The organism is Gillisella vitis, assembly GCF_001541345.2.
Taxonomy (GTDB): Bacteria; Pseudomonadota; Alphaproteobacteria; order Rhizobiales; family Rhizobiaceae; genus Allorhizobium; species Allorhizobium vitis.
Genome location: NZ_LMVL02000001.1, coordinates 619,358 through 638,616 on the forward strand (window position 1 = coordinate 619,358; position 19,259 = coordinate 638,616).

Consider the following 19,259-nt stretch of genomic DNA (forward strand, 5'->3'; position numbering starts at 1 on the left):
GCAGTATTGGTCATGCAACGGTCTTCAGCGAGGTGCCATAGGTCACGCCCTTTTCCTTCAGCCACCGGCGATAGGCGATGGAGGTGGCGTCAGCCCGAGTGGGGATTTCTGAGCGCGGTTCCATTGGCAGCAGAACCGGGCGCTGATTTTCAAGGATGATCCGGTCTTGCAGGAAAATCAACTGCTGGAACTGGATCAGCGAGGCTGTGGTCGATTGGTCATCGAGCAGATACATGATCGGATGGGCGCGGCAGCGATCCGGGTCCAGGGGTTGTACGAACAGGCAGATCACATCCCAGCGGCTGTCGGAATTCGGACAGGTCTTGTAGAGCAGCGTCGTGAACGGCGTCATCACCCGGTAGATATAGTGGGTCATCAATCCGTCCGTGGCGGAAAGGGCCGCTTGCGGCTGGAAGAATTGGCAATTGGTCGCCCAGACCTCATCGACGTCGCGGCGGATTTCCACATTATAATGCTCGACTTCCGTATGCGGTTCGGAGCCGAGAATATCGGTATGGACGAAGGGAAAATGCGCCATGTCGAGAAAGTTTTCGACAATCCGTAAGCCCGATGCCTTCACGGTGACTGCGCCGCAAGGCACGATGCGGCGATGCGGCTCATCGGCTTCCTCAATGGGGAAAATCTCCTTGTCCGGGCTGCCGAGAGTCGTCCAGATATAGCCGTAGCGCCGCCGGATTGGCAGGTTGTTTTCCTGCGCTTTCACGGTCACGTCACCGTCCTCGGTGCGGGTCACGGCGAGATCAATGCCCAGCAGCCGGTTGGCGGATAGACCATAGGGAATAAGCGTTTCGGTATCGATGGGATACCATTGATCGAGGCTTGTTTTGTCGATTGCCATCATTGGGTTTCTCCCTGCATCCTTGTTCAACGAAGGCTGCGGTAATAGGGCAGGCCAAGGGCGGCAGGTGCCGCCATCAACCGGCGCATGCGCTGCCAGGCGATCACAGGCACGATAATGAAGGCGATGGTTCCGGCATAGGGCAGCATGGATAGAAAAGCTGGAGCAATCGGCCAGCCGCGCGCCTGTCCGACGAAACCGAGTGCGGTGATGAAGCCGAATAACAGGCCGGACAGAGCGGCTGGAATGGGCCGGTATCCGGCAAAAATCACCAGCGCCACCGCGATCCAGCCACGCCCTGCCACCACGCCATCCGACCAGGATGGTACGAAGGCGAGAACCAGATAGGCGCCCGCACCTGATGCAAGCGCCGCGCCCGCGCAGACATAGCCAAAGCGGATGCGATGGACCGGAATACCGGCCGCATCGGCTGCCGCCGGATTTTCGCCCACGGCGCGCATATTGAGCCCGTGGCGGGTGCGAAACATCAGAAAGGAAAGGCCCAGCGGCAGGATGATGTAGATCAGGTAGACGAGAATATTCTGGCTGAAAAAAGCCGGTCCAAGGATGGGGATCTCCGAGAGGATCGGCATCTTGACGCCGTGGAAGGTTGCCGGGACCGGCATGCCGGAATAGGATTTACCAATCGTCTGGGCAAGGCCGGTGCCGATCAAGGTCAATGCCAGCCCGCAAAGCACCTGATTGGCCCTGATCGTCACGGTCGCCACCGCAAACACCACGCCGAACAAGGCACCGACGGCGAGCGCCGCCAAAAACCCGAGGATGGGCGAGGGAAAGGCGGTGACGGTCGCGACGGCGGTAATCGCCCCCATGGCAATCAGCCCTTCGACGCCGAGATTGACGACGCCGACCCGCTCGGCCAGCACTTCGCCCATGGCCGCCAGCGCCAGGACGCCGCCAGCCAGGAAGGCGGTGGTCAGAAGTCCGGTCAACAGTTCCATCGCGGGTCCTTTCAGGTCTTGTCGCGGACGATGCGGTAATGGGAAATCTCGTCGCCGATGGCCGTCAGGAAGAGGATGAGACCGGTGATCGCCAGCACGGTCGAAGTGGTCAGTCCCTGCGTTTGCAGGATGATGCCCGAATTGAGGATGAAGGCCATCAGCGCGCCCGCAAATATGACGCCGATGCACGAGCCGCGCGCCAGCACCGCGACCATGATACCGAGATAGCCATAATTGTTGGATATACCGCCTTGAAGGCGATGCACTGTTCCTGTCACTTCCAGCATGCCCGCCAGACCGGCAATTGCCCCCGATAGCAGCATGACGGTTATCAGATGGCGGCGGGCGGCAATGCCCGCATAGTTTCCGGCGTGCGGATTGGAGCCGATCAGCCGCACCTCATAACCCCAGCGGGTAAAGGCCAGCAGCGCTGCCATGGCCAGCGCGAGAAGCACGGCAATCGGCAGGCCCCAATGCACCAGACCCCAGAATTCCGGCATTTCAGCCTTGATGCGCGGCGTGGCCGAGTTGGCGACGCCGCCGCGTTCGCGCCAGGCATCCGTCGAGACATAATAGACCATCAGGATGGCGACGAAATTGAGCAGCAGCGTGGTGATCAGCTCGTTGACATTGGCATAGGCACGGGCAAGGGCCGGAATGAGGATCCAGACGCTTCCACCAAGCGCTCCGGCGAAAAACATTGCCACCAGGCTCCAGCCTTCCGGCAGCGGCACAAAAAGGCCAACGGCACTGGCGGCGAAGGCGCCTGCGTAAAACTGCCCCTCCGCCCCGATATTCCAGGCACCGATCTGTTGCGCGACCGTGACGGACAGGCCGGTCAGGATCAGCGGGATAACCAGAAGGCCCAGATCTTCCAGACCGAAACTGGAGCCGAGCGAGGACGAAACCACCTGAATGCCAAGGTTAACAGGGCTTTTGCCCGCGATAGCCAGAATGACACCCGCGATCAACAGCGCCAGCGCAATAGCCGCCACGCGTGCGCCAAGGGCTGCGGCTGGTGTCGCTGAAGGGAAGCGTTGCAGGCGAAGACTAGACATGCTGCGCGCCTCCTGCCAACTGACCCGGCTGAAGCTGTCGCCCGCCCATCATCAGGCCGATCTGCTCGATATCGGTGCTGTCATTCTCGACGATGCCCATGATCCGCCCCTCATAGAGCACGGCGATACGGTCGGAGAGGTTCAGCAATTCCTCGAGTTCCTCCGAGATCAGCAGGATACCGGCACCTGCATTGCGCAGGTCAACGATATAGCGCAGCATGGTGTTGATTGCCCCGACATCCAGCCCCCGGCTCGGATAGGCGGCGACCAGGATTTTCGTGGCGATCCGCATTTCGCGCCGCGCCACCAGTCTTTGCTGGTTGCCACCCGACAGATTGCGGATTGGCATGGCGAAATCCGGGATGGTGACCTCTGCCACGCTGGCGATGCTGCGGGCCAGCGCCTTGGCGGCGGAGGGGCGAAACAGTCCGCCAACGGTGACCGGCGGTTTGCCATATTCGCGCATCACGGCATTGACGGTGATCGACAGTCCCGGTGCCAAGCCGCTTTGGAGCCGGTCTTCCGGAATATGGCCGATGCCGCGCCGCACGAAATCGGCGGCATTCGCGTGACCAACCGCTTCGCCGTCGATTTCGATGGTGCCGGAGGCGATGGGCCGCGTGCCGGTCAGGACCTGCGAAAGTTCACGCTGGCCATTGCCTGCCACCCCGGCAATCCCGAGTATTTCGCCTGCACGCAGATCTAGGGAAATATCGTGCAAGGCCTGACGCCCGTTATCGTCCAGCGCTGTGATCGAATGGACCCGCATGACCGGGGTCGCAGACATCGGTGTGGCACCTTGCGGGCGCCCCCGCATATCGGCCAGCACGATATCGCGCCCGACCATCAGCCGCGCCAGCTTGGCCGGGCTGCAATCGGCGGAAAGCTCGGTGCCGACCTTTTGCCCGCCGCGCAGGATCGTGACCCGGTCGGAAATTTCCAGCACTTCATCGAGCTTATGGGAGATGAAGATCACCGCATTGCCGGTGGAGGCGAAATCGCGCAAGGCCTTGAACAGTTCACGCGCCTCAAGCGGCGTCAGCACGGCGGTTGGCTCATCGAGGATCAGCACGCGGGCCTTGCGGGCTAGTACCCTCAGGATCTCCACCCGCTGCTGTTCGCCGGTCGAAAGCTCGGTGATCCGCGCCGAAGGCTTGACCTGAAGATTGAACTTGGCTGCAAGCTCTGCTGTGCGCTCCTCCAGAACCGGGGCAGAGGCGCGGCGTGGCGTCTCGCTCCAGCCGAGATGAATGTTTTCCGCCACGGTGAAGGCATTCACCAGCTTGAAATGCTGATGGATCATGCCGATCCCGGCGGCAATTGCCTGCTGCGGTCCGGTAAATTGCCTTGCATAGCCGTCGATGATGATCTCGCCCGCATCCGGCTGATAAATGCCGGTCAGGATATTCATCAGTGTCGATTTGCCAGCGCCATTTTCCCCCAGCAGCGCGTGGATTTCACCGGGCATGACCTCAAGATCGACATCGCGATTGGCGATGACGCCGGGGAAATATTTGGCTATGCCTTTCAACTGGACGAGAGGGGCTGCCCCCGTCGGTACTGCAAATTTCGCAGGATGTTCATTCATTCTCGGCACACCGGCATGAGAGACTGCGAAGGGCCGGGCATCATCGCCCGGCCTCTATATTTCGTCGGGTGCCTTAAAGCCCCGTGACGCCTTCCACCGACCAATCCCAATTATAAAGCTCGAGTTCGGTCATCTTCTGGCCCTTGGCCACCCGCACGGCGCCCTTGGCGTCCTTCAATTCGCCGACAAACGGCGACCAGCCGCCCAGCATTTTTGTGCGTATATCGTCTGCCGCCTTGCCGACTTCTGCGGGAACCTTGGCGCCCCAGGCGTCGCGGTCAACGCCTGCGCCCATGGCAAAAATGCTTTCCGAAGGCGACCATTCGCCGGCCAGCCGCTTGCGCACCTGGTCGATATAGAATTCCTTGAAGTCGATAATGATCGAGGACACGTAGGAATTGGGGCCATAGCGGCGGATGTCGGTGTTCCACATCGCAGCCCAGACGCCGCGTTTTTCAGCAACCTGAAGATAGGCAGCTTCATCCATAATGCCGAACAGGAAATCACAGCCATTGTCGATCAGGGCGGTGCCAGCCTGGGCTGCGGCCTGCGGATCAAACCAGGAATTGATGGTGATGGTCTGGCAGGTGGCATTGGGGTTGACGGTGCGCGCCCCCATCAGGAAAGCATTGGTCGAGGCATAGACCGAGGACACCGGGAAGGAGGCGACGTAACCGAGCTTGCCGGTTTTCGACAGATGTCCGGCGGCAACGCCGACCACATAGGTCGGATACCAATGCGCCATGTAATACCAGCCGAGATTGTCCATCGTCACATGGCCATTGCATTCCATGAAGGCGGTGTCCTTGGCGCGGCGCACCACGTCATGCAGGAAGTCGCCGGTAGAAGACGTGTCGAAAATCATGTTCGCGCCTTCCGACACGAACTGGCGATAGGTGCGGGTGGCATCCGCCGAATAGGGAACGTTCTCGACCTCGAGGATTTTCTTCAGCTTGGGGAATTTTTCCTTGACGGCGAGAACACCCTGATGGTGCGACCAGGTCCAGCCTTCATCCGTCACCGGGCCGACATGGCCGAAGCCAATCACGGCATCCTCTTCCTTTATGGCCGCCAGGGTACTGGCGGCTGCGGCAGAGCGCAACATGCCGGGCAGCGCCAGCGAGGCGCTGCCGGCTGCCGCCATGTTGAGAAAACCGCGACGGGAAAGGCTGCGCAGGTCGATCATTGGAACCCCCATATGTTTTTGTTGAACTGGTTTTGTCGAACTCTACCGGTTGGAAAGCGGCGATCCGCATCCACCTGCCGCCCTTTCTGAGGCAACAACCGTGCCAGATGGCGAAGTCCGACTGTTGATGCTTCGGGATCCACCTCAGCATCGGTTTTGGTAGGACGAGGTCGTACACGCTGGGTTGTTCACCGCGCTGATGTTCACCCCATTCCAATCGGCTTTGACCTTTTCAAATCGCCGGTGTTCCGCATAGTCGAAAAAAATCGATCAAGATGATGCGTGAAAGGCAACATCTTGGCTGAAAAAAACGCTTGTAAGCCAGCTTCTCCTAACGTTAGACTGAATAAAAATCAGGCATGCACAAGATTTAATCTTATGCGTTTGAAACGGTCAACCGGAGACGAAATATTGCGCAAGATTGAGCCTGAGGTTGAGCCGAGAAATGAAGTGCGAGCAATGGTGGAGCCGTGATGAGCCTGACGGTTAATCTGGTGTTCGAGGGAGATTTCAACTGCCACAGCTTCCTCAGTTTTGCCCGCCATCGCGCTGGCAGGCTTGATATCGGTATTGATGTCGAGGCTTGCAGCGAAAACCGCGTTGCGGTTTGCGTCATCGGGCAGGAGGCCTTGGTCGATATGTTTGAAATGGCCTGTAGCCTTGGTCCGACTGACTGCGTCGTGCGGGATGTCCGGCGGCTTTCGTGATGACAAGGTTTGAGAGTGCGAGACAGGCAGCTTTTGAAAGTTCAGGAGAAGGCATGAGCATTGAAACAGTATGGGTACCAGTGGCACTGTCTTCGTCTATCGAGCCGGGAACCTCGGCTGGTGCTGTCGTTGATGGTGCGGAAATCGTCGTCTGGCGCGATGCCAAGGGGGCAGTGCATGTCTGGGAAGACCGCTGTCCGCATCGCGGCATGCGGATGAGCTTCGGCTTCGTGCGGGGTGACCATATTGCCTGTCTCTACCACGGGTGGTCCTACGATACGGCAGGTCAATGCACCCACATCCCGGCCCATCCCGATCTGGAGGTGCCGAAGACCATCCGGGTGACGACCTATGCCGCCGAGGAGCGCGATGGCGTGATCTGGGCAGCCCTTGCTGATCGTGCCGACGTGGCCAGCATCCCGGATCTTGGAGTGGGTTTAAGCGTTCGCAGCCTTTATGCCGATTGTACCTTGCAACAGGCGATGAATGTCCTGAAGGAAGCGCAACTCCCCACCAAAAAGGGAATTTTGCCCGCACATTTTGAGGTTACTGCCGCCAATGCCTGGCAGCTTGAGGCTGGCGATCTGCGTGTCGCCGTAGCGGTTCAGGTGATCTCCGCCGGAAGGCTTGCCCTCCATCTGGTGACAGATGCTGCGTCGGCGGCATTGAGGCCGACGCTTGCCCGCTGGGCAGAGGCACTGCGCCAGACACTTGAGGCGCCCTCTGCCTTGGCGCAGGTGGCCTAATGTCTGCGATCACGCTTTACAATTACGATCTGGACGAAAACTGCTACCGGGTGCGGCTATTGCTGTCCTGTCTTGGTCTGGCCTATGAAACCCATGCTATCGATATGGTGCCGGGCCGGGAGGAACAGACCCCGGGGATGCTGGCGCTCAATCCGCTGGGGGAGCTTCCGGTGCTGAAGGATGGCGAACAGGTGCTTTACGGCACGCAGGCCATTCTGGCCCATCTGGCCAGGGCCTATGATCCCTCCGGCACATGGCTGCCGCTCGATCCGGCTATCTTTGGTGGCGTCATGCAATGGACGTTGTTTTCAGTCACGCCGCTTGGCTCTGCTGTCACCGCCCGGCGGGTGGCGCTGTTTGGCGGTCCGGGTGATGCCGAAGCACTGAAAGCGTCATCCCGCGCCGCCTTCCGGATCATGGACGACCACATGACGTTGCGCCAATTTAATGGCTACGAATGGTTCGCCGGGGCAGGCCCGACCATTGCCGATCTCGCCCTGTTTCCGAGCTTTGCCCTCAGCCGCGACTACGGCATCGATCACGATGAATTTCCAGCGCTGCGGCGGTGGCAACGGCGGTTTCGCACCGTTGCTGGCTTTCGCACCATGCCGGGCATACCTGATTACCACTAACGATAGGACAGAGCCGGATCTCACCATTCTGTCCATCAGAGGAGCTTATGCCGATGGCCTTAACCCGATTTTCCGTTGCCCCGCTGGCAGGCATGACGCGGCACTTGGCAAATGTTGCGTCTGGCCGTGCCGCGCCGGATCTGGTGATCACCGGCGCCCGCGTTCTCTCGACCTATTCCGAGCGTATTTTGCTGGACAGGGAAATCTGGCTGGCTGGCGGACGGATCGCCGCGGTCAAACCGGCTGGCAGCTCGAAAGCTTTAGGCGTGTCGCGCTATGATGCGCAGGGCGGCATTCTCGCGCCGGGTCTGGTCGATCCGCATATCCATATTGAATCCAGCATGGTCACGGCCTGCGCCTATGCCGAGGCAGCGCTTCTCAACGGCACGACGACGATCTTCTGCGACAGCCATGAAATCGGCAATGTCATGGATGTCGCCGGTGTCGAGGCGATGTTGGAAGACGCCCGCCATGCGCCGCTGTCGATTTTCCTCACTGTTCCCTCCACCGTGCCTGCCACCTCACCGGAGTTGGAAACGGCGGGCGGGGATCTGACAGCGGACAAGATCGCTGCCCTGTTCGACACATGGCCGGAAGCGGTGGCGCTGGGTGAGAAGATGGATTTCGTTCCCGTCACCATGGGAGATGAGCGCGCCCATGCTATTCTGGCCGCAGCGCTTGGCCGGGGCAGGCCGGTTTCGGGCCATGTCTATGGCCGTGAATTCGTCTCGGCCTATGCCGCATCCGGCGTCACGGACACGCATGAAGCCATCGACCGCGACATTGCCGATGATCTGCTGGAGGCGGGGATCTGGCTGTTCCTGCGTGGCGGCCCGCCAACCACGCCCTGGCATTCGCTGCCGGAGGCGATCCGTACGGTGACGGAGCTTGGCGCTTCGCATAAGCGCATCGCCGTCTGCACCGACGACCGCGATGCTGAGGACCTGCTGGCCTTTGGCCTCGACTGGGTGGTGCGCGAGGCACGGCTTGCGGGCATGAGCCGGGAGCAGGCCTGGGCCATGGGCTCGCTGCATGGCGCGACGCGGTTTGGCATGGACGGGGAGATCGGCGGGTTGGGTGGCGGGCGCCGGGCCGATCTGGTGCTCCTGAATGACGACCTTGAACCTGTCAGCACCTGGTATGGCGGCGAATTGGTCGTTGACCACAAAAAGATTACCCCTGTTCTCGATGCCGCGCTTTCCAACCGCTGGCGCTATCCCGATACTGCCTATCACACTGTCAAGCTGCCTGACGTGGTGAAGCTGACCCCGGATCTGCCGAATAGCAAAGTCATCGCCAACACGATCCGCACCGAATTGCCGGGCATCATCCTCGGGCACGAGAAAATCGAGCTGGAACCGGCCAATGACTGGGAAACGCATTTTGCCCGCCACGGCCTGTGCTTCGTGACGGTGATAGAGCGGCACGGCAAATCGCCGGGCAATGTGGCGCATGCGCTTCTTTCCAATTTCGCGCTGAAAAGCGGTGCCGTTGCCTCTTCTGTCGGTCATGACAGCCATAATATCATCATCGCCGGTACCAATGAGGCCGATATGCAGGTGGCTTTGCGCGCCATCGAATCCCATCAGGGCGGGGTCTGTGTGGTGCAGGATGGCACGGTGACGGCCATGGTGCCGCTGCCGGTGGCGGGCCTGATGTCCGACAAGCGGGTGCATGAGGTGGCCGCTGAAGTTCAGGCCTTGAAAGTAGAGTGGGAAAAGGCTGGCTGCACCATTCCCTATATGGGCTTCAACCTGATCCCGCTGTCGGTGATTCCGGAAATCCGCATCACCGACAAGGGCCTGGTGACGGTGCCGCAAATGGTGATCGTGCCGCCCTTCGAGGCAGCGTGATGGATGCCTACCGGCTGGGCCTGGTTGCAACGCGCATCCATTATTTCCAGCTGGTGGCGCGGCTGGGCTCGATCCGCCAGGCCGCCCTTGCCCTCAATGTGGCGCCTTCTTCCGTCAGCCGCATCCTGCGTCAATTGGAAGAGGAAATCGGCACGCCATTGTTTGACCGTGTGCGCCAGCGCCTGAAACTGACCAGTGCCGGTGAATTGCTGCTGTATCACGCCAAAGCGTCGCTGTCGGAACTCAGCCGTGCCTGCGCCGAAATCAACGATCTGCACGGGCTGCATCGAGGTACTGTCTCGGTGGCTGTGGTGGAAAGCGTGGCGCGGGGCCTGTTACCAGCAGCGCTGGAGGCATTCTGGAGCCGCCATCCGGCGATTACCGTTGATATCAAGGTCATGGCTTCGCAGCAGGCGGCCAATGCCGTGGCCGAGGGCGAATGCGATCTCGCGGTTCTTTTCGATGTGCGCGTGCCGCGCACCGTGCGCCGCATTGCCAGCGTCTCGCTGCCAATCGGCGTTCTGGCCCTGCCGGATAGCGACATGGCCAAGCGTACGGAAATCAAGCTGTTCGATCTCGCCAATCTGCGGGTGATCCTCTCGGATGCCAGCCTGACGCTGGGTGCTTCGGTAGAGGAAGCGTTGAACCGGTCGCTGGTGGATCTCTCGCACCGCTCACGCACCAATTCCATCGGCCTGATGGTGGAATTGGCAAGGCGCAATCTCGGCCTTGTCTTGCAAACCCGGGTCGGCGTGGAACAGGAACTGGCCGAGGGCTCGCTGGTCTTCGTCCCGCTCTCCGACAGCCGCTTGCCGAACCGCAAGCTGATGCTGCTATCGCGCTCGGCCAAGGAGATGTCGGATGCGGCCTCGGCGCTGGGACGGCTGCTGGAGCAGTCGGTCGAACAGCTTGCCCAGGCGGCAGGACAGGCCGCGCGAGAGACATCGTAACATGTTGCCTTTTGCGCATCACTTGCGTCGAAAAATGCCGTCTATTCGAAACACGTCCGGTTTGCGAACCTCATACGGAAACGAGGGATCACCATGAAACCATCATCCGTCGATGCCGTTATCCGTGGCCTCAAGAAAGCCGGGGTCAGTGTCGTTTGCTACCTGCCCGACTCGCTGTTCAAGGAGCTGTATCCGGCACTCGATGCCGATCCTGATATCCGCACCATCCGTGTCACCAATGAGGGAGAGGGGGCGGCAATCTGTGGCGGTGTGTTTCTGTCCGGCAAGCGGGCGGCGCTGGTCATGGAAAATTCCGGCCTGCGGGCTTCCGTCGAACCGCTGGCGCGCATGGGGCTGGGGGCTGGCATCCCGGTCGTCATGCTGATGAGCTATCGCGGCGAACTCGGTGAAAATAACTGGTGGGCCATTCCCCACGGCATCACCATGGAGCCGGTGCTGAATGCGCTGCGCATTCCCTACCGGGTGGTGCGCGAGGAAGACGAAATCGAGCAATCGATCATCGATGCCTATAACTGGTCCTACAATGCCTACTACCACTCGGCCATCGCCCTCGGCGGGAGCATCGTCCGATGAAGCGCTATGATTGCATGAAATTGCTGGCCGCACGGCTGGAAAACGAGCTTGTCATCCTCTCGCTCGGGGCCTCCGTTGATGAATGGTATAACGCCGCCCCGCATATGCGCCAAGCCAGCCTGTTCCAGCAGCAGCTTGGCTGCGTCACGCCGCAGGCCTTCGGGCTGGCGGCAGGGCTTCCGCATCGCCGCATCATCTCGCTCGATACCGATGGCGGCATGATGTTCAACCTCGGCATTCTCGCCACCCTTGGCAACGAACAACCGAAAAACCTGTTCATCGTCGTCTGGGACAATGAGTGCTACCAGTCGATCGGTGGGCCGCCGACCCACACGGCTTTCGGCCGGGTGGATATTGCCGCCATTGCTCGCGGCGCTGGGATCGACAATGCCTTTACCGCCCGCACGCTGGAAGAGTTTGAGGCCCATTGCGAGGCGGGGCTGAAGGCCGATGTTCCCTATGTGGTGGTTGCCAAAGTGGCAGGCACCGTGCAGCCGGACATCAAGCGCAAGCATTCGGATGGGCGCGAGGACAAATATATCTTCGTGCGCCATGTCGAGGCGTCAGAAGGCATCGTCATCATGGGACCGAGCGAGCACAATTGAGGCCGATGTCCCCATGTCCAATACGATGACTGAAGCACGGCCCCTCTTGCCACAACGCTCGCTGCAAAACGCCTATGACTATATCGTCGTCGGCGCTGGCTCCGGTGGCTTGCCGGTGGTGCGTCGCCTGATCGATGGCACGGATGCGACCGTGTTGCTGGTCGAGGCAGGCGAACCGGGGATCGGCGTGACCGAGATTGACGATCCCCGCCAATGGGTGCCACTGGGGCGCGGACGCTGGGATTGGGGCTATGATTATGCGCCCACCTCTCGCGTCAATGGCCATACGATTGGCATTCCGCGCGGCAAAGTGCTGGGCGGCTCCTCGGCGATCAATGCGATGATGTGGTATCGCGGCCATCCCAATGATTATAACGCCTGGCAGGCCGCTGGCTGCGAGGGCTGGTCCTTCGAGGATGTGCTGCCATTCTTCAAAAAGGCCGAGGATTGGGAAGGGGGCGAAAGCCGCTGGCGTGGTGCTGGTGGTCCCCTGAAGATCACGACCAGCAAGTCACTCCATCCGGTGGCCCGAGCGATGATGGAGGGCGCTGCCGATCTCGGCATTCCCGTGATCGACGATCCGAACGGACCAAGCAATGAGGGCGCCTGCCCCTCGAATTTCAATATTGTCGATGGCAAGCGCTGGAGTTCGGCTGAGGGTTATCTCTATCCGATCCTCGATCATCCGCGCCTGACTGTGCTGACCGGCTCGCAGGTCATCGGCTTGATACTTGAAAAAGGTCGTTGCACGGGTATTCGCCATCTGGTGGACGGCAAGAGTGTTGAGACGCTTGCCCAAAGCCAGGTAGTGCTGGCGGCGGGCGCTTTCGATACGCCGCGCCTGTTGATGTTGTCGGGCATTGGCGATCCCGAAGAATTGAAACGGCTTGGCATTCCGCTCAAACACGCCCTTCCCGGCGTCGGGCGCAATCTTCAGGATCACCCGCTGGTGCAGGCGGTGGTCTGTCGGTCGAAAATGCCGATGGGCGATATGCTCGACAATGGCGGCGGCACGATGATGAATTGGAAATCGTCGGCCCATCTCGGCCAGCCGGATGTGCATGCCTTTCCCGTGCAGGGCAATAGCGCTACGCCTGCGCTGCGCGCCCTCTACGACATGCCCGGACCGGTGTTTTCGATGGGGGCAGGCTTGATGGGCTCGAAAAGCATCGGATATCTGTGCTTGCTCTCTGCCGATCCTTTCGGCCCGCTGGAGATCCAGCCGAATTATTTTGCAGACCCCGCTGATCTGGAGGCGACGCTTCTGGCTATTGAGACGGTGATGGCGCTGGCGCAGACACCGGCTTTTGCCGGGCTGTTTGATGGCTTTGTCGCGCCGGACACAAAACTGTCGGGGGACGGCCTTCGGGATTTCATCCGTAACGGCTGTTCCACTTTCTTTCATCCTGTCGGCACGGCCAAGATGGGCCGTGACGAGATGGCGGTGGTGGATAGCCGGTTGCGGGTGCATGGCCTTGCCGGGCTGATGATTGCCGATGCCTCGATCATTCCCATCATTCCGACCTGCAACACCCATGCGCCGGTGACGATGATTGGTGAGCGCGCCGCCGCCTTCTTGACGCAGGCGGCGTGAAATTTGCTTGCCCTGAAGGGCAGAAGGAAGACCCTGGAGATGAACATGACTTCGAGCGCAATGATCGTCACCGCCGACACACTGTTGACCATGGATGTGAAAAACAGCGTCATCTCTGATGGTGCCGTTGCCATTGAGGACGGTCGTATTCTGGCGGTCGGTTCGCTGGAGGTGGTGAAGGCCAGCCATCCGGCTCTGGCGGTCAAGAGGATAGACAATGCCCTGCTGATGCCGGGGCTGATCAACGCCCATGCGCATTCCGGCTTCCTGCGCGGCACGGCGGAACATCTGCCGGTCTGGGACTGGCTGACCATCCATATCAATCCGATGCACCGCGTGCTTCTGCCGCATGAAGCTGAGGCTGCGTCCTTTCTGTGCTATGCCGAATCGGCACTGTCCGGCACCACGACTGTTGTCGATATGTGGCGCTATATGGATGGCAGTGCGCGGGCCGCACAGTCCATCGGCACGCGCTTGGTTGCCGTACCCTATGTCGGGGAACATCCCGATTATAACTATTTCGAAACGCTCGACAACAACGAGGCGATGATTGAGACCTGGCACCGCAAGGCGGGGGGCCGCATCAATGTCTGGGTCGGGCTGGAACATCTGTTTTATGCTGATGCGGCTGGCCAGCAGCGGGCCATCGCCATGGCCAAACAGTATAACACCGGCTTTCATACCCATTGTTCGGAAGCGGAAGTCGAGGTTGGCGGTTTTCTCGACACCTATGGCAAGCGGCCCATGCATGTTCTGGAAGATCTCGGCTTCTTCGAGGCTCCACGCACCATGTTGGCCCATGCCGTTTGGCTGGATGAGGCGGAAATCGAGTTGATTGCCAGATACAATGTCTCGGTCGCCCATAATCCGGTGTCGAACATGAAGCTTGCCTCCGGCATCGCACCGATTGCCGATATGCTGGCGGCTGGCATTCCGGTCAGCCTTGGTACGGATGGCGAAAAGGAAAACAACAATTTCGACATGTTCGAGGAGATGAAGACCGCATCCCTGCTCGGCAAACTGCGCCACCGCGATGCCGCGGCTATGGATAGCTGGCAATGTCTGCGCATGGCGACCATTCTCGGTGCCAAGGCCATCGGTCTTGAGGATGAAATCGGCTCTATCGAAGTGGGGAAACGTGCTGATATCATTGCCGTGCGCACCGATACGCCGCGTATGACGCCGCTGTTTGCCGACGGTCCCTATTTCAATGTGCAACACAATCTCGTCCATGCGGTGCGCGGCGGCGATGTCGCCATGACCATGGTGGATGGTCAGGTGATCGTGGAAGATGGCGTGCTGAAGACCGGTGACGTCAAGGCGATCATTGCCGATATCCATGGCATGGCGCCTTCGCATTTTACCCGCCGCGCCGCCTGGCTTGCCGAAAATGGCGGCGGCACCAAGCAATGGATCAGTGAAACGGGAGCAGCCTGATGAAGACGACCGACCAGGTCGCGCTTGACGATTGGTATGCGATCGCCACTGCCGGGGATGTCACGCCCCAGCCGGTGCAAACAACGCTTCTTGGCCAGCAGATTGAATATCGGCTGGACGCGAATGGTGCGCCGCTGGTGCGCGAGGTGGGCGCGGGCGACTGCTATGGACCAGCCTTGCCATTCCAGGTGAAATACGGCTGCCTGTTTACCACACTTGGCACACCGGGAAAGGACATTGTCGATATCGCCGAAGCAGAAGAGACGGATCGCCGGTTCGTGCTGTGCGGCTGGGTGACAATGCGGGCGTCGGGCCTGCGGGTTGTTGAGAATTTCCTCGATATGGCGCATTTTCCCTTCGTGCATACCGATATTCTCGGGTCTGAGCCGCATACCGAAGTGCCGCGCTATCTGTCGGAAATCCGCCGCGATGTGGATGAGGTTTGGGCGACCAATTGCACCTTCTTCCAACCGCGTATTGCCGCCACCGAAAGCGATGGCGATTTCGTTCACCTGACCTACCGGGTGCCATCGCCCTTCGTGGTGATGCTCTACCGGGTCTGCCCAACATCGCCGGACCGGCTCGATGCGATTGCCCTGTTCATCCAGCCGATGGAAGACGGGCTCTGCCGCGCACAGCCGGTGATGTATCTGGTCGATACCGTCTCGCCGCATACGGCTCTGCTTAATTTCGAGCAGGTGATTTTCCTTCAGGATCGGATCATTGTCGAAAACCAGCGCCCCTTGCTGTTGCCGCTTGAGCCACGTGCTGAAATCCCGACAAGGGCCGATTCCTCCTCCATTGCCTATCGCCGCTGGCTGAAGGAAAAAGGCCTCCGTTTTGGCACGACAGCAGGAGCTGCCTGATGGAGGTGCTGGCTCCGAAGACGCTAGACCTGGCAATCGTTGAGGCGCAGCAGCCGGGCGCGCGCATCGTCGCCGGAGCAACAGCGTTGCAACTGGAATGGGCGAAGGGGCTGACGAAACCGGAGCGGATGATCAGTCTCAGCAGGCTTTCTCCAGAGCTGTCGAGCATTACGCAGGTCGGGGGGCATGTCCGCATCGGCGCGATGACGACGCTTGCCGATCTTCTGGCATCGGGTGATGTTGCTATGGCTTTGCCCCTGCTGCATGCCGCCGTCACAAAGGTGGCAAGCCCCGCCGTGCGCACTCTCGCCACGCTTGGCGGCAATATAGCCGGGCGAGCCGGTTGCCTTCTGCCCGCATTGCTGGCGCTGGACGCTGGTCTGGAATTTGCGGGCTATCCTCAAGGCTTCAGCGTATCTCTGGAAAACTGGCTGGCCGACGCACCGCAGCCTGCCGCGATCCTGACGGCTATTCTAATCGCGCCCCAGGAACAGCAAGAGCGGTTCACATTCCGCAAGATCGGTTTGAGAGCGGCTTTCAGCCCCAGTATTATCAATGTCGCAGGCCGCCTCATAGTGGGTCGGAGCGGTGCGGATGCGGTACGGTTTGCCGTGGGCGGCGGCATTGTGCCGCCCGCTCGCCTGCGTGAGGCCGAAGCGCTGGCGGCTGGTGAGGATAGGATCGATTGGTCGCAGGTTCATCCCTGCTTGATTGAGACAATGCACGTGCCGGGCGACGCATTTCGCTCCGCTCCATATCGTCGCCATGCGGCGGCAAATGCAATGACCTTCGCACTCGGCGGCTTTCTGCCCGGACGCATCCCGGCCTGTCCTGCCGCTGTGCCTATCGAATTTGCCCGTCCACCGGAAGGCGAGATGGCGCTTGAGCGCATGCGGATGCCAGACCGCTGGTATGTCCGCCCGGATATGCCGCCGAAGATCCGGGGGGGAATGGCTTATCTAACCGATCACCGGGAGGAGGGCATGCTGGTCGGCCGCATCCTGCGCGCCGGGGTCGCCCATGCGCGGATCCTGTCCATCGACACAGTGGCGGCAGAAGCCTTGCCGGGCGTTGTCGCTGTCGTCAGGCATCGCGACGTGCCGGGGCGGAATGCTTTCGGCATCGTGGTGCAGGACCAACCGGCGCTCTGCTTCGATAAGGTGCGCCATCGTGGCGATCCGGTCGCAGCGGTGGCGGCCGTCGATGAAGAGACGGCGGAAAAGGCGCTGGCGCTGATCGAAGTCCGCTACGCGCCGCTGCCTGTGGTGGATGATATGGAAGCGGCGTTGGAGCCGCAGGCGGAACAGGTGCAGGCAAGCGGCAATCTCCAGCGGGAAATTCTCTTTACCCGTGGCGATATTGTCCAAGCCTTCGCCAAGGCCGCCCATATCGTCGAAGAAGTCTATGTCACGCCCCGCCAGATGCACGGCTTCATGGAGACCGAGGGTGGCTATGCCTTTGTTGGGTTGGATGGGCGACTGAACATGTGCGCTGGCGGCCAGCATGGTGGGCGTGACCGGCTGCAATTGTCGCGTATCCTTGGCTTGGACGAAGACGATATCCGGGTGGTGACGTCGCCGACCGGCGGTGCCTTTGGCGGCAAGGATGAGCTTTCTGTTCAGCCAGCGCTGGCGCTTCTGGCGCTGAAGGCAAAGCGGCCTGTCAGGCTGCATTTGTCGCGGGCGGAATCAATGCTTGCCGGTCAAAAGCGCCATCCGATGAAGATCCGCATGAAAACCGCCTGCGATGCGCAAGGTGTTCTGCTGGCCCAGCAGGTCGATCTGGTGGCGGACGCGGGGGCTTATGCGTCTCTTGGCCCGAGTGTTCTGGAAACGGCGCTGGAACATGCCATCGGCCCTTATCTGGTGGGCAATATCACCACGCGGGGCCGTCTCGCCTATACCAATAATGGACTTTGTGGCGCTTTTCGCGGATTTGGCGCCAACCAGATGACATTTGCCGTCGAGTGCCAGATGGATAGGCTGGCAGCACTGTGCGGGCTCTCGCCTTTGGAGATCCGCAGGCGCAATCTGCGGCAGCCGGGCTCTCCCGGCTATTTAGGGCAGGTCGTATCGACCAGCGAACGCCTGGAGGAAATGCTGGCAGCCGCCAAGGCCTCCGTGCTTTGGCGCAAGCCGCAGGGGATAGGTGCCGATCAGGAGTGGATGATCGGCACGGGCATGGCGCTGAATTATCAGGGCAATGGTCTCGGATCGGTCATTCCCGACCCGGCAGCAGGCCGGCTTGCATTGACGAAGTATGGCCTGATCGAAGGCGCATTCGGGCTGGACGAAATGGGCCAGGGGCTTTTACCGGCAATCTGCGCGGCCATTTCCGCCGAACTGGGGTGCGCGCGCCAAGATGTGCTTCCGCTGATTGGCGATACATTGCTGGCACCGGATTCCGGCTCCACCACCGCCTCGCGTGGCAGCCATGTCGTTTGGGCCTCGGTGCGGCTGGCCGCTCCTGAATTTCGCAGACAGATGTGTCTTGCGGCAGCAGGTCTGCTTGGCTGCGACCCTGAACAGCTCGTCCTAGTGCCCGGCGGATTTGCGGAGCCCGGCAACCATAGCGGCACAATTTTGCTGTCCTATGCGGATCTCGCCGCCGCCTTGCCGGAGACGGATTTGCCAAGCGTCACGGTGACGTTTGATTTTCCGAAGACCAATTATACGGATGCCAATGCCCGCTTTGTCTTTGCTTTCGGCGCCTCGCTGGCCCGTGTTGCGGTCAGCCGGGTGACGGGTGAGGTGCGGGTGCTTGATCTCCACCAGCATTCTGCCGCCGGGCCGATCATCGATCTTGCCGCCTATCTCGGACAATTGGAGGGCGGTGCGGTGCAAGGGCTGGGTTTCACGTTGACGGAGGATTGCCCGATGCAGGAGGCCGCCTATCTGACCGGCAATTTCGACAATTATATGCTGCCCGGCATTCAGGATGCCCCGCTTGGCATGCACGTCTTTGCGCTTGATGATCTCGATCCCGGCGACACGCTTGGTCCACGGGGCGTTGGTGAACTCGGGATCGGTGCGGTCACGCCAGCAATCGCCAATGCCATTGCGGCGGCCACCGGCTATTGGCCGCCAGTCATGCCTGTCGTGCCGGAAACGCTTCTCGCACATCTTTCGGTGCCGGCATGAACCTGGGCTTCACACTGAATGGCCAGCGGGTCACTGTGGAGTGCCAGCCGGAGACGCGGCTTACCGAAATCCTGCGCGACAGGCTGCATCTGACCGCCACCAAGCTTGCCTGCGCCATTGGCCGCTGCGGAGCCTGTAGCGTGCTGTTGGATGGCAGGCTTGCCAATGCCTGCCTGCTGATGGCCTGGCAGATCGACGGTGCCGACATCCTGACGGCGGAAGGGCTGGCCTCCCATCCACTGGGAGAGGCGGTGCGTGAAGGGCTGGCGGAGGAAAACGCCTTCCAATGTGGCTATTGTGCTCCCGGTTTTTCGCTGGCGCTGGTGGCCTTGTTTACGGACAACCCGCAGGCCGGGGAAAAGGACATTCGTGCTGGTCTGGAGGGCAATCTCTGCCGCTGCACCGGCTATCATTCGATCATCAGAGGGGCGTTGAACGCCGCTTGCCGCATTCGCGCCGCACACGCCATTTCCGGAGACTGA

At 60.6% G+C, this 19,259-nt stretch carries 17 protein-coding genes; 12 read left to right on the forward strand and 5 right to left on the reverse strand.

Annotated features, from left to right (window positions below):
- Window positions 1-10: 10 nt before the first annotated feature.
- The 5 genes from ASB66_RS02675 to ASB66_RS02695 all read right to left on the reverse strand — a co-directional run bounded on the left by ASB66_RS02675 (window position 11) and on the right by ASB66_RS02695 (window position 5,653).
- Window positions 11-862: an aromatic ring-hydroxylating oxygenase subunit alpha gene (locus ASB66_RS02675; RefSeq protein ID WP_060717294.1), complete on the reverse strand. Its 852-nt coding sequence runs from the start codon at window positions 860-862 to the stop codon at window positions 11-13.
- A 23-nt stretch (window positions 863-885) separates the two neighbouring features.
- Entirely contained in the window at window positions 886-1,821 is a 936-nt protein-coding gene (locus tag ASB66_RS02680) for an ABC transporter permease (protein ID WP_060717295.1), read from the reverse strand.
- An 11-nt stretch (window positions 1,822-1,832) separates the two neighbouring features.
- Complete coding sequence (locus tag ASB66_RS02685) at window positions 1,833-2,879, reverse strand: ABC transporter permease (protein ID WP_060717296.1); 1,047 nt, start codon at window positions 2,877-2,879, stop codon at window positions 1,833-1,835.
- Window positions 2,872-4,467 carry an ABC transporter ATP-binding protein gene (locus ASB66_RS02690; RefSeq protein WP_060717297.1) on the reverse strand — a complete coding sequence of 532 codons (1,596 nt, stop codon included), beginning with the start codon at window positions 4,465-4,467 and terminating at the stop codon, window positions 2,872-2,874. The genes ASB66_RS02685 and ASB66_RS02690 overlap by 8 nt, the downstream gene beginning before the upstream one ends.
- Window positions 4,468-4,540: 73 nt before the next feature.
- On the reverse strand, window positions 4,541-5,653 hold the full coding sequence (locus tag ASB66_RS02695; protein WP_060717298.1) for a BMP family ABC transporter substrate-binding protein: 1,113 nt from the start codon (window positions 5,651-5,653) through the stop codon (window positions 4,541-4,543).
- 473 nt (window positions 5,654-6,126) lie between these two features.
- Between ASB66_RS02695 and ASB66_RS02700 the strand changes: the two genes are divergently transcribed.
- From ASB66_RS02700 to ASB66_RS02755, 12 genes are all read left to right on the forward strand, one after another.
- Window positions 6,127-6,360: a hypothetical protein gene (locus tag ASB66_RS02700; protein ID WP_060717299.1), complete on the forward strand. Its 234-nt coding sequence runs from the start codon at window positions 6,127-6,129 to the stop codon at window positions 6,358-6,360.
- A gap of 53 nt (window positions 6,361-6,413) precedes the next feature.
- Window positions 6,414-7,106 (forward strand): Rieske (2Fe-2S) protein, encoded by a 693-nt coding sequence (locus ASB66_RS02705; RefSeq protein ID WP_060717300.1) that lies wholly within the window; start codon window positions 6,414-6,416, stop codon window positions 7,104-7,106.
- On the forward strand, window positions 7,106-7,738 hold the full coding sequence (locus ASB66_RS02710) for a glutathione S-transferase family protein (RefSeq protein ID WP_060717301.1): 633 nt from the start codon (window positions 7,106-7,108) through the stop codon (window positions 7,736-7,738). The genes ASB66_RS02705 and ASB66_RS02710 overlap by 1 nt, the downstream gene beginning before the upstream one ends.
- Window positions 7,739-7,791: 53 nt before the next feature.
- On the forward strand, window positions 7,792-9,591 hold the full coding sequence (locus ASB66_RS02715) for an adenine deaminase (RefSeq protein ID WP_060717575.1): 1,800 nt from the start codon (window positions 7,792-7,794) through the stop codon (window positions 9,589-9,591).
- Entirely contained in the window at window positions 9,591-10,541 is a 951-nt protein-coding gene (locus ASB66_RS02720) for a LysR family transcriptional regulator (RefSeq protein ID WP_060717302.1), read from the forward strand. Before ASB66_RS02715 ends, ASB66_RS02720 begins: the two co-directional genes overlap by 1 nt.
- Window positions 10,542-10,634: 93 nt before the next feature.
- Window positions 10,635-11,135, forward strand: coding sequence for a thiamine pyrophosphate-binding protein (locus ASB66_RS02725; RefSeq protein WP_060717303.1), 501 nt, complete (start codon window positions 10,635-10,637; stop codon window positions 11,133-11,135).
- Window positions 11,132-11,740 carry a thiamine pyrophosphate-dependent enzyme gene (locus ASB66_RS02730; protein WP_060717304.1) on the forward strand — a complete coding sequence of 203 codons (609 nt, stop codon included), beginning with the start codon at window positions 11,132-11,134 and terminating at the stop codon, window positions 11,738-11,740. The genes ASB66_RS02725 and ASB66_RS02730 overlap by 4 nt, the downstream gene beginning before the upstream one ends.
- 13 nt (window positions 11,741-11,753) lie before the next feature.
- A complete protein-coding gene (locus ASB66_RS02735; RefSeq protein WP_234612897.1) occupies window positions 11,754-13,334 on the forward strand; it encodes a GMC family oxidoreductase in 1,581 nt (526 codons plus the stop codon).
- Window positions 13,335-13,379: 45 nt separating this feature from the next.
- Window positions 13,380-14,771 carry an amidohydrolase family protein gene (locus ASB66_RS02740; RefSeq protein ID WP_060717577.1) on the forward strand — a complete coding sequence of 464 codons (1,392 nt, stop codon included), beginning with the start codon at window positions 13,380-13,382 and terminating at the stop codon, window positions 14,769-14,771.
- The gene (locus ASB66_RS02745) at window positions 14,771-15,637 is read left to right on the forward strand and encodes a hypothetical protein (RefSeq protein WP_060717305.1); all 867 of its coding nucleotides are present in this window, start codon (window positions 14,771-14,773) and stop codon (window positions 15,635-15,637) included. The genes ASB66_RS02740 and ASB66_RS02745 overlap by 1 nt, the downstream gene beginning before the upstream one ends.
- Complete coding sequence (locus tag ASB66_RS02750) at window positions 15,637-18,777, forward strand: molybdopterin cofactor-binding domain-containing protein (protein ID WP_114386203.1); 3,141 nt, start codon at window positions 15,637-15,639, stop codon at window positions 18,775-18,777. Before ASB66_RS02745 ends, ASB66_RS02750 begins: the two co-directional genes overlap by 1 nt.
- Window positions 18,774-19,259 (forward strand): (2Fe-2S)-binding protein, encoded by a 486-nt coding sequence (locus tag ASB66_RS02755; RefSeq protein WP_060717307.1) that lies wholly within the window; start codon window positions 18,774-18,776, stop codon window positions 19,257-19,259. The genes ASB66_RS02750 and ASB66_RS02755 overlap by 4 nt, the downstream gene beginning before the upstream one ends.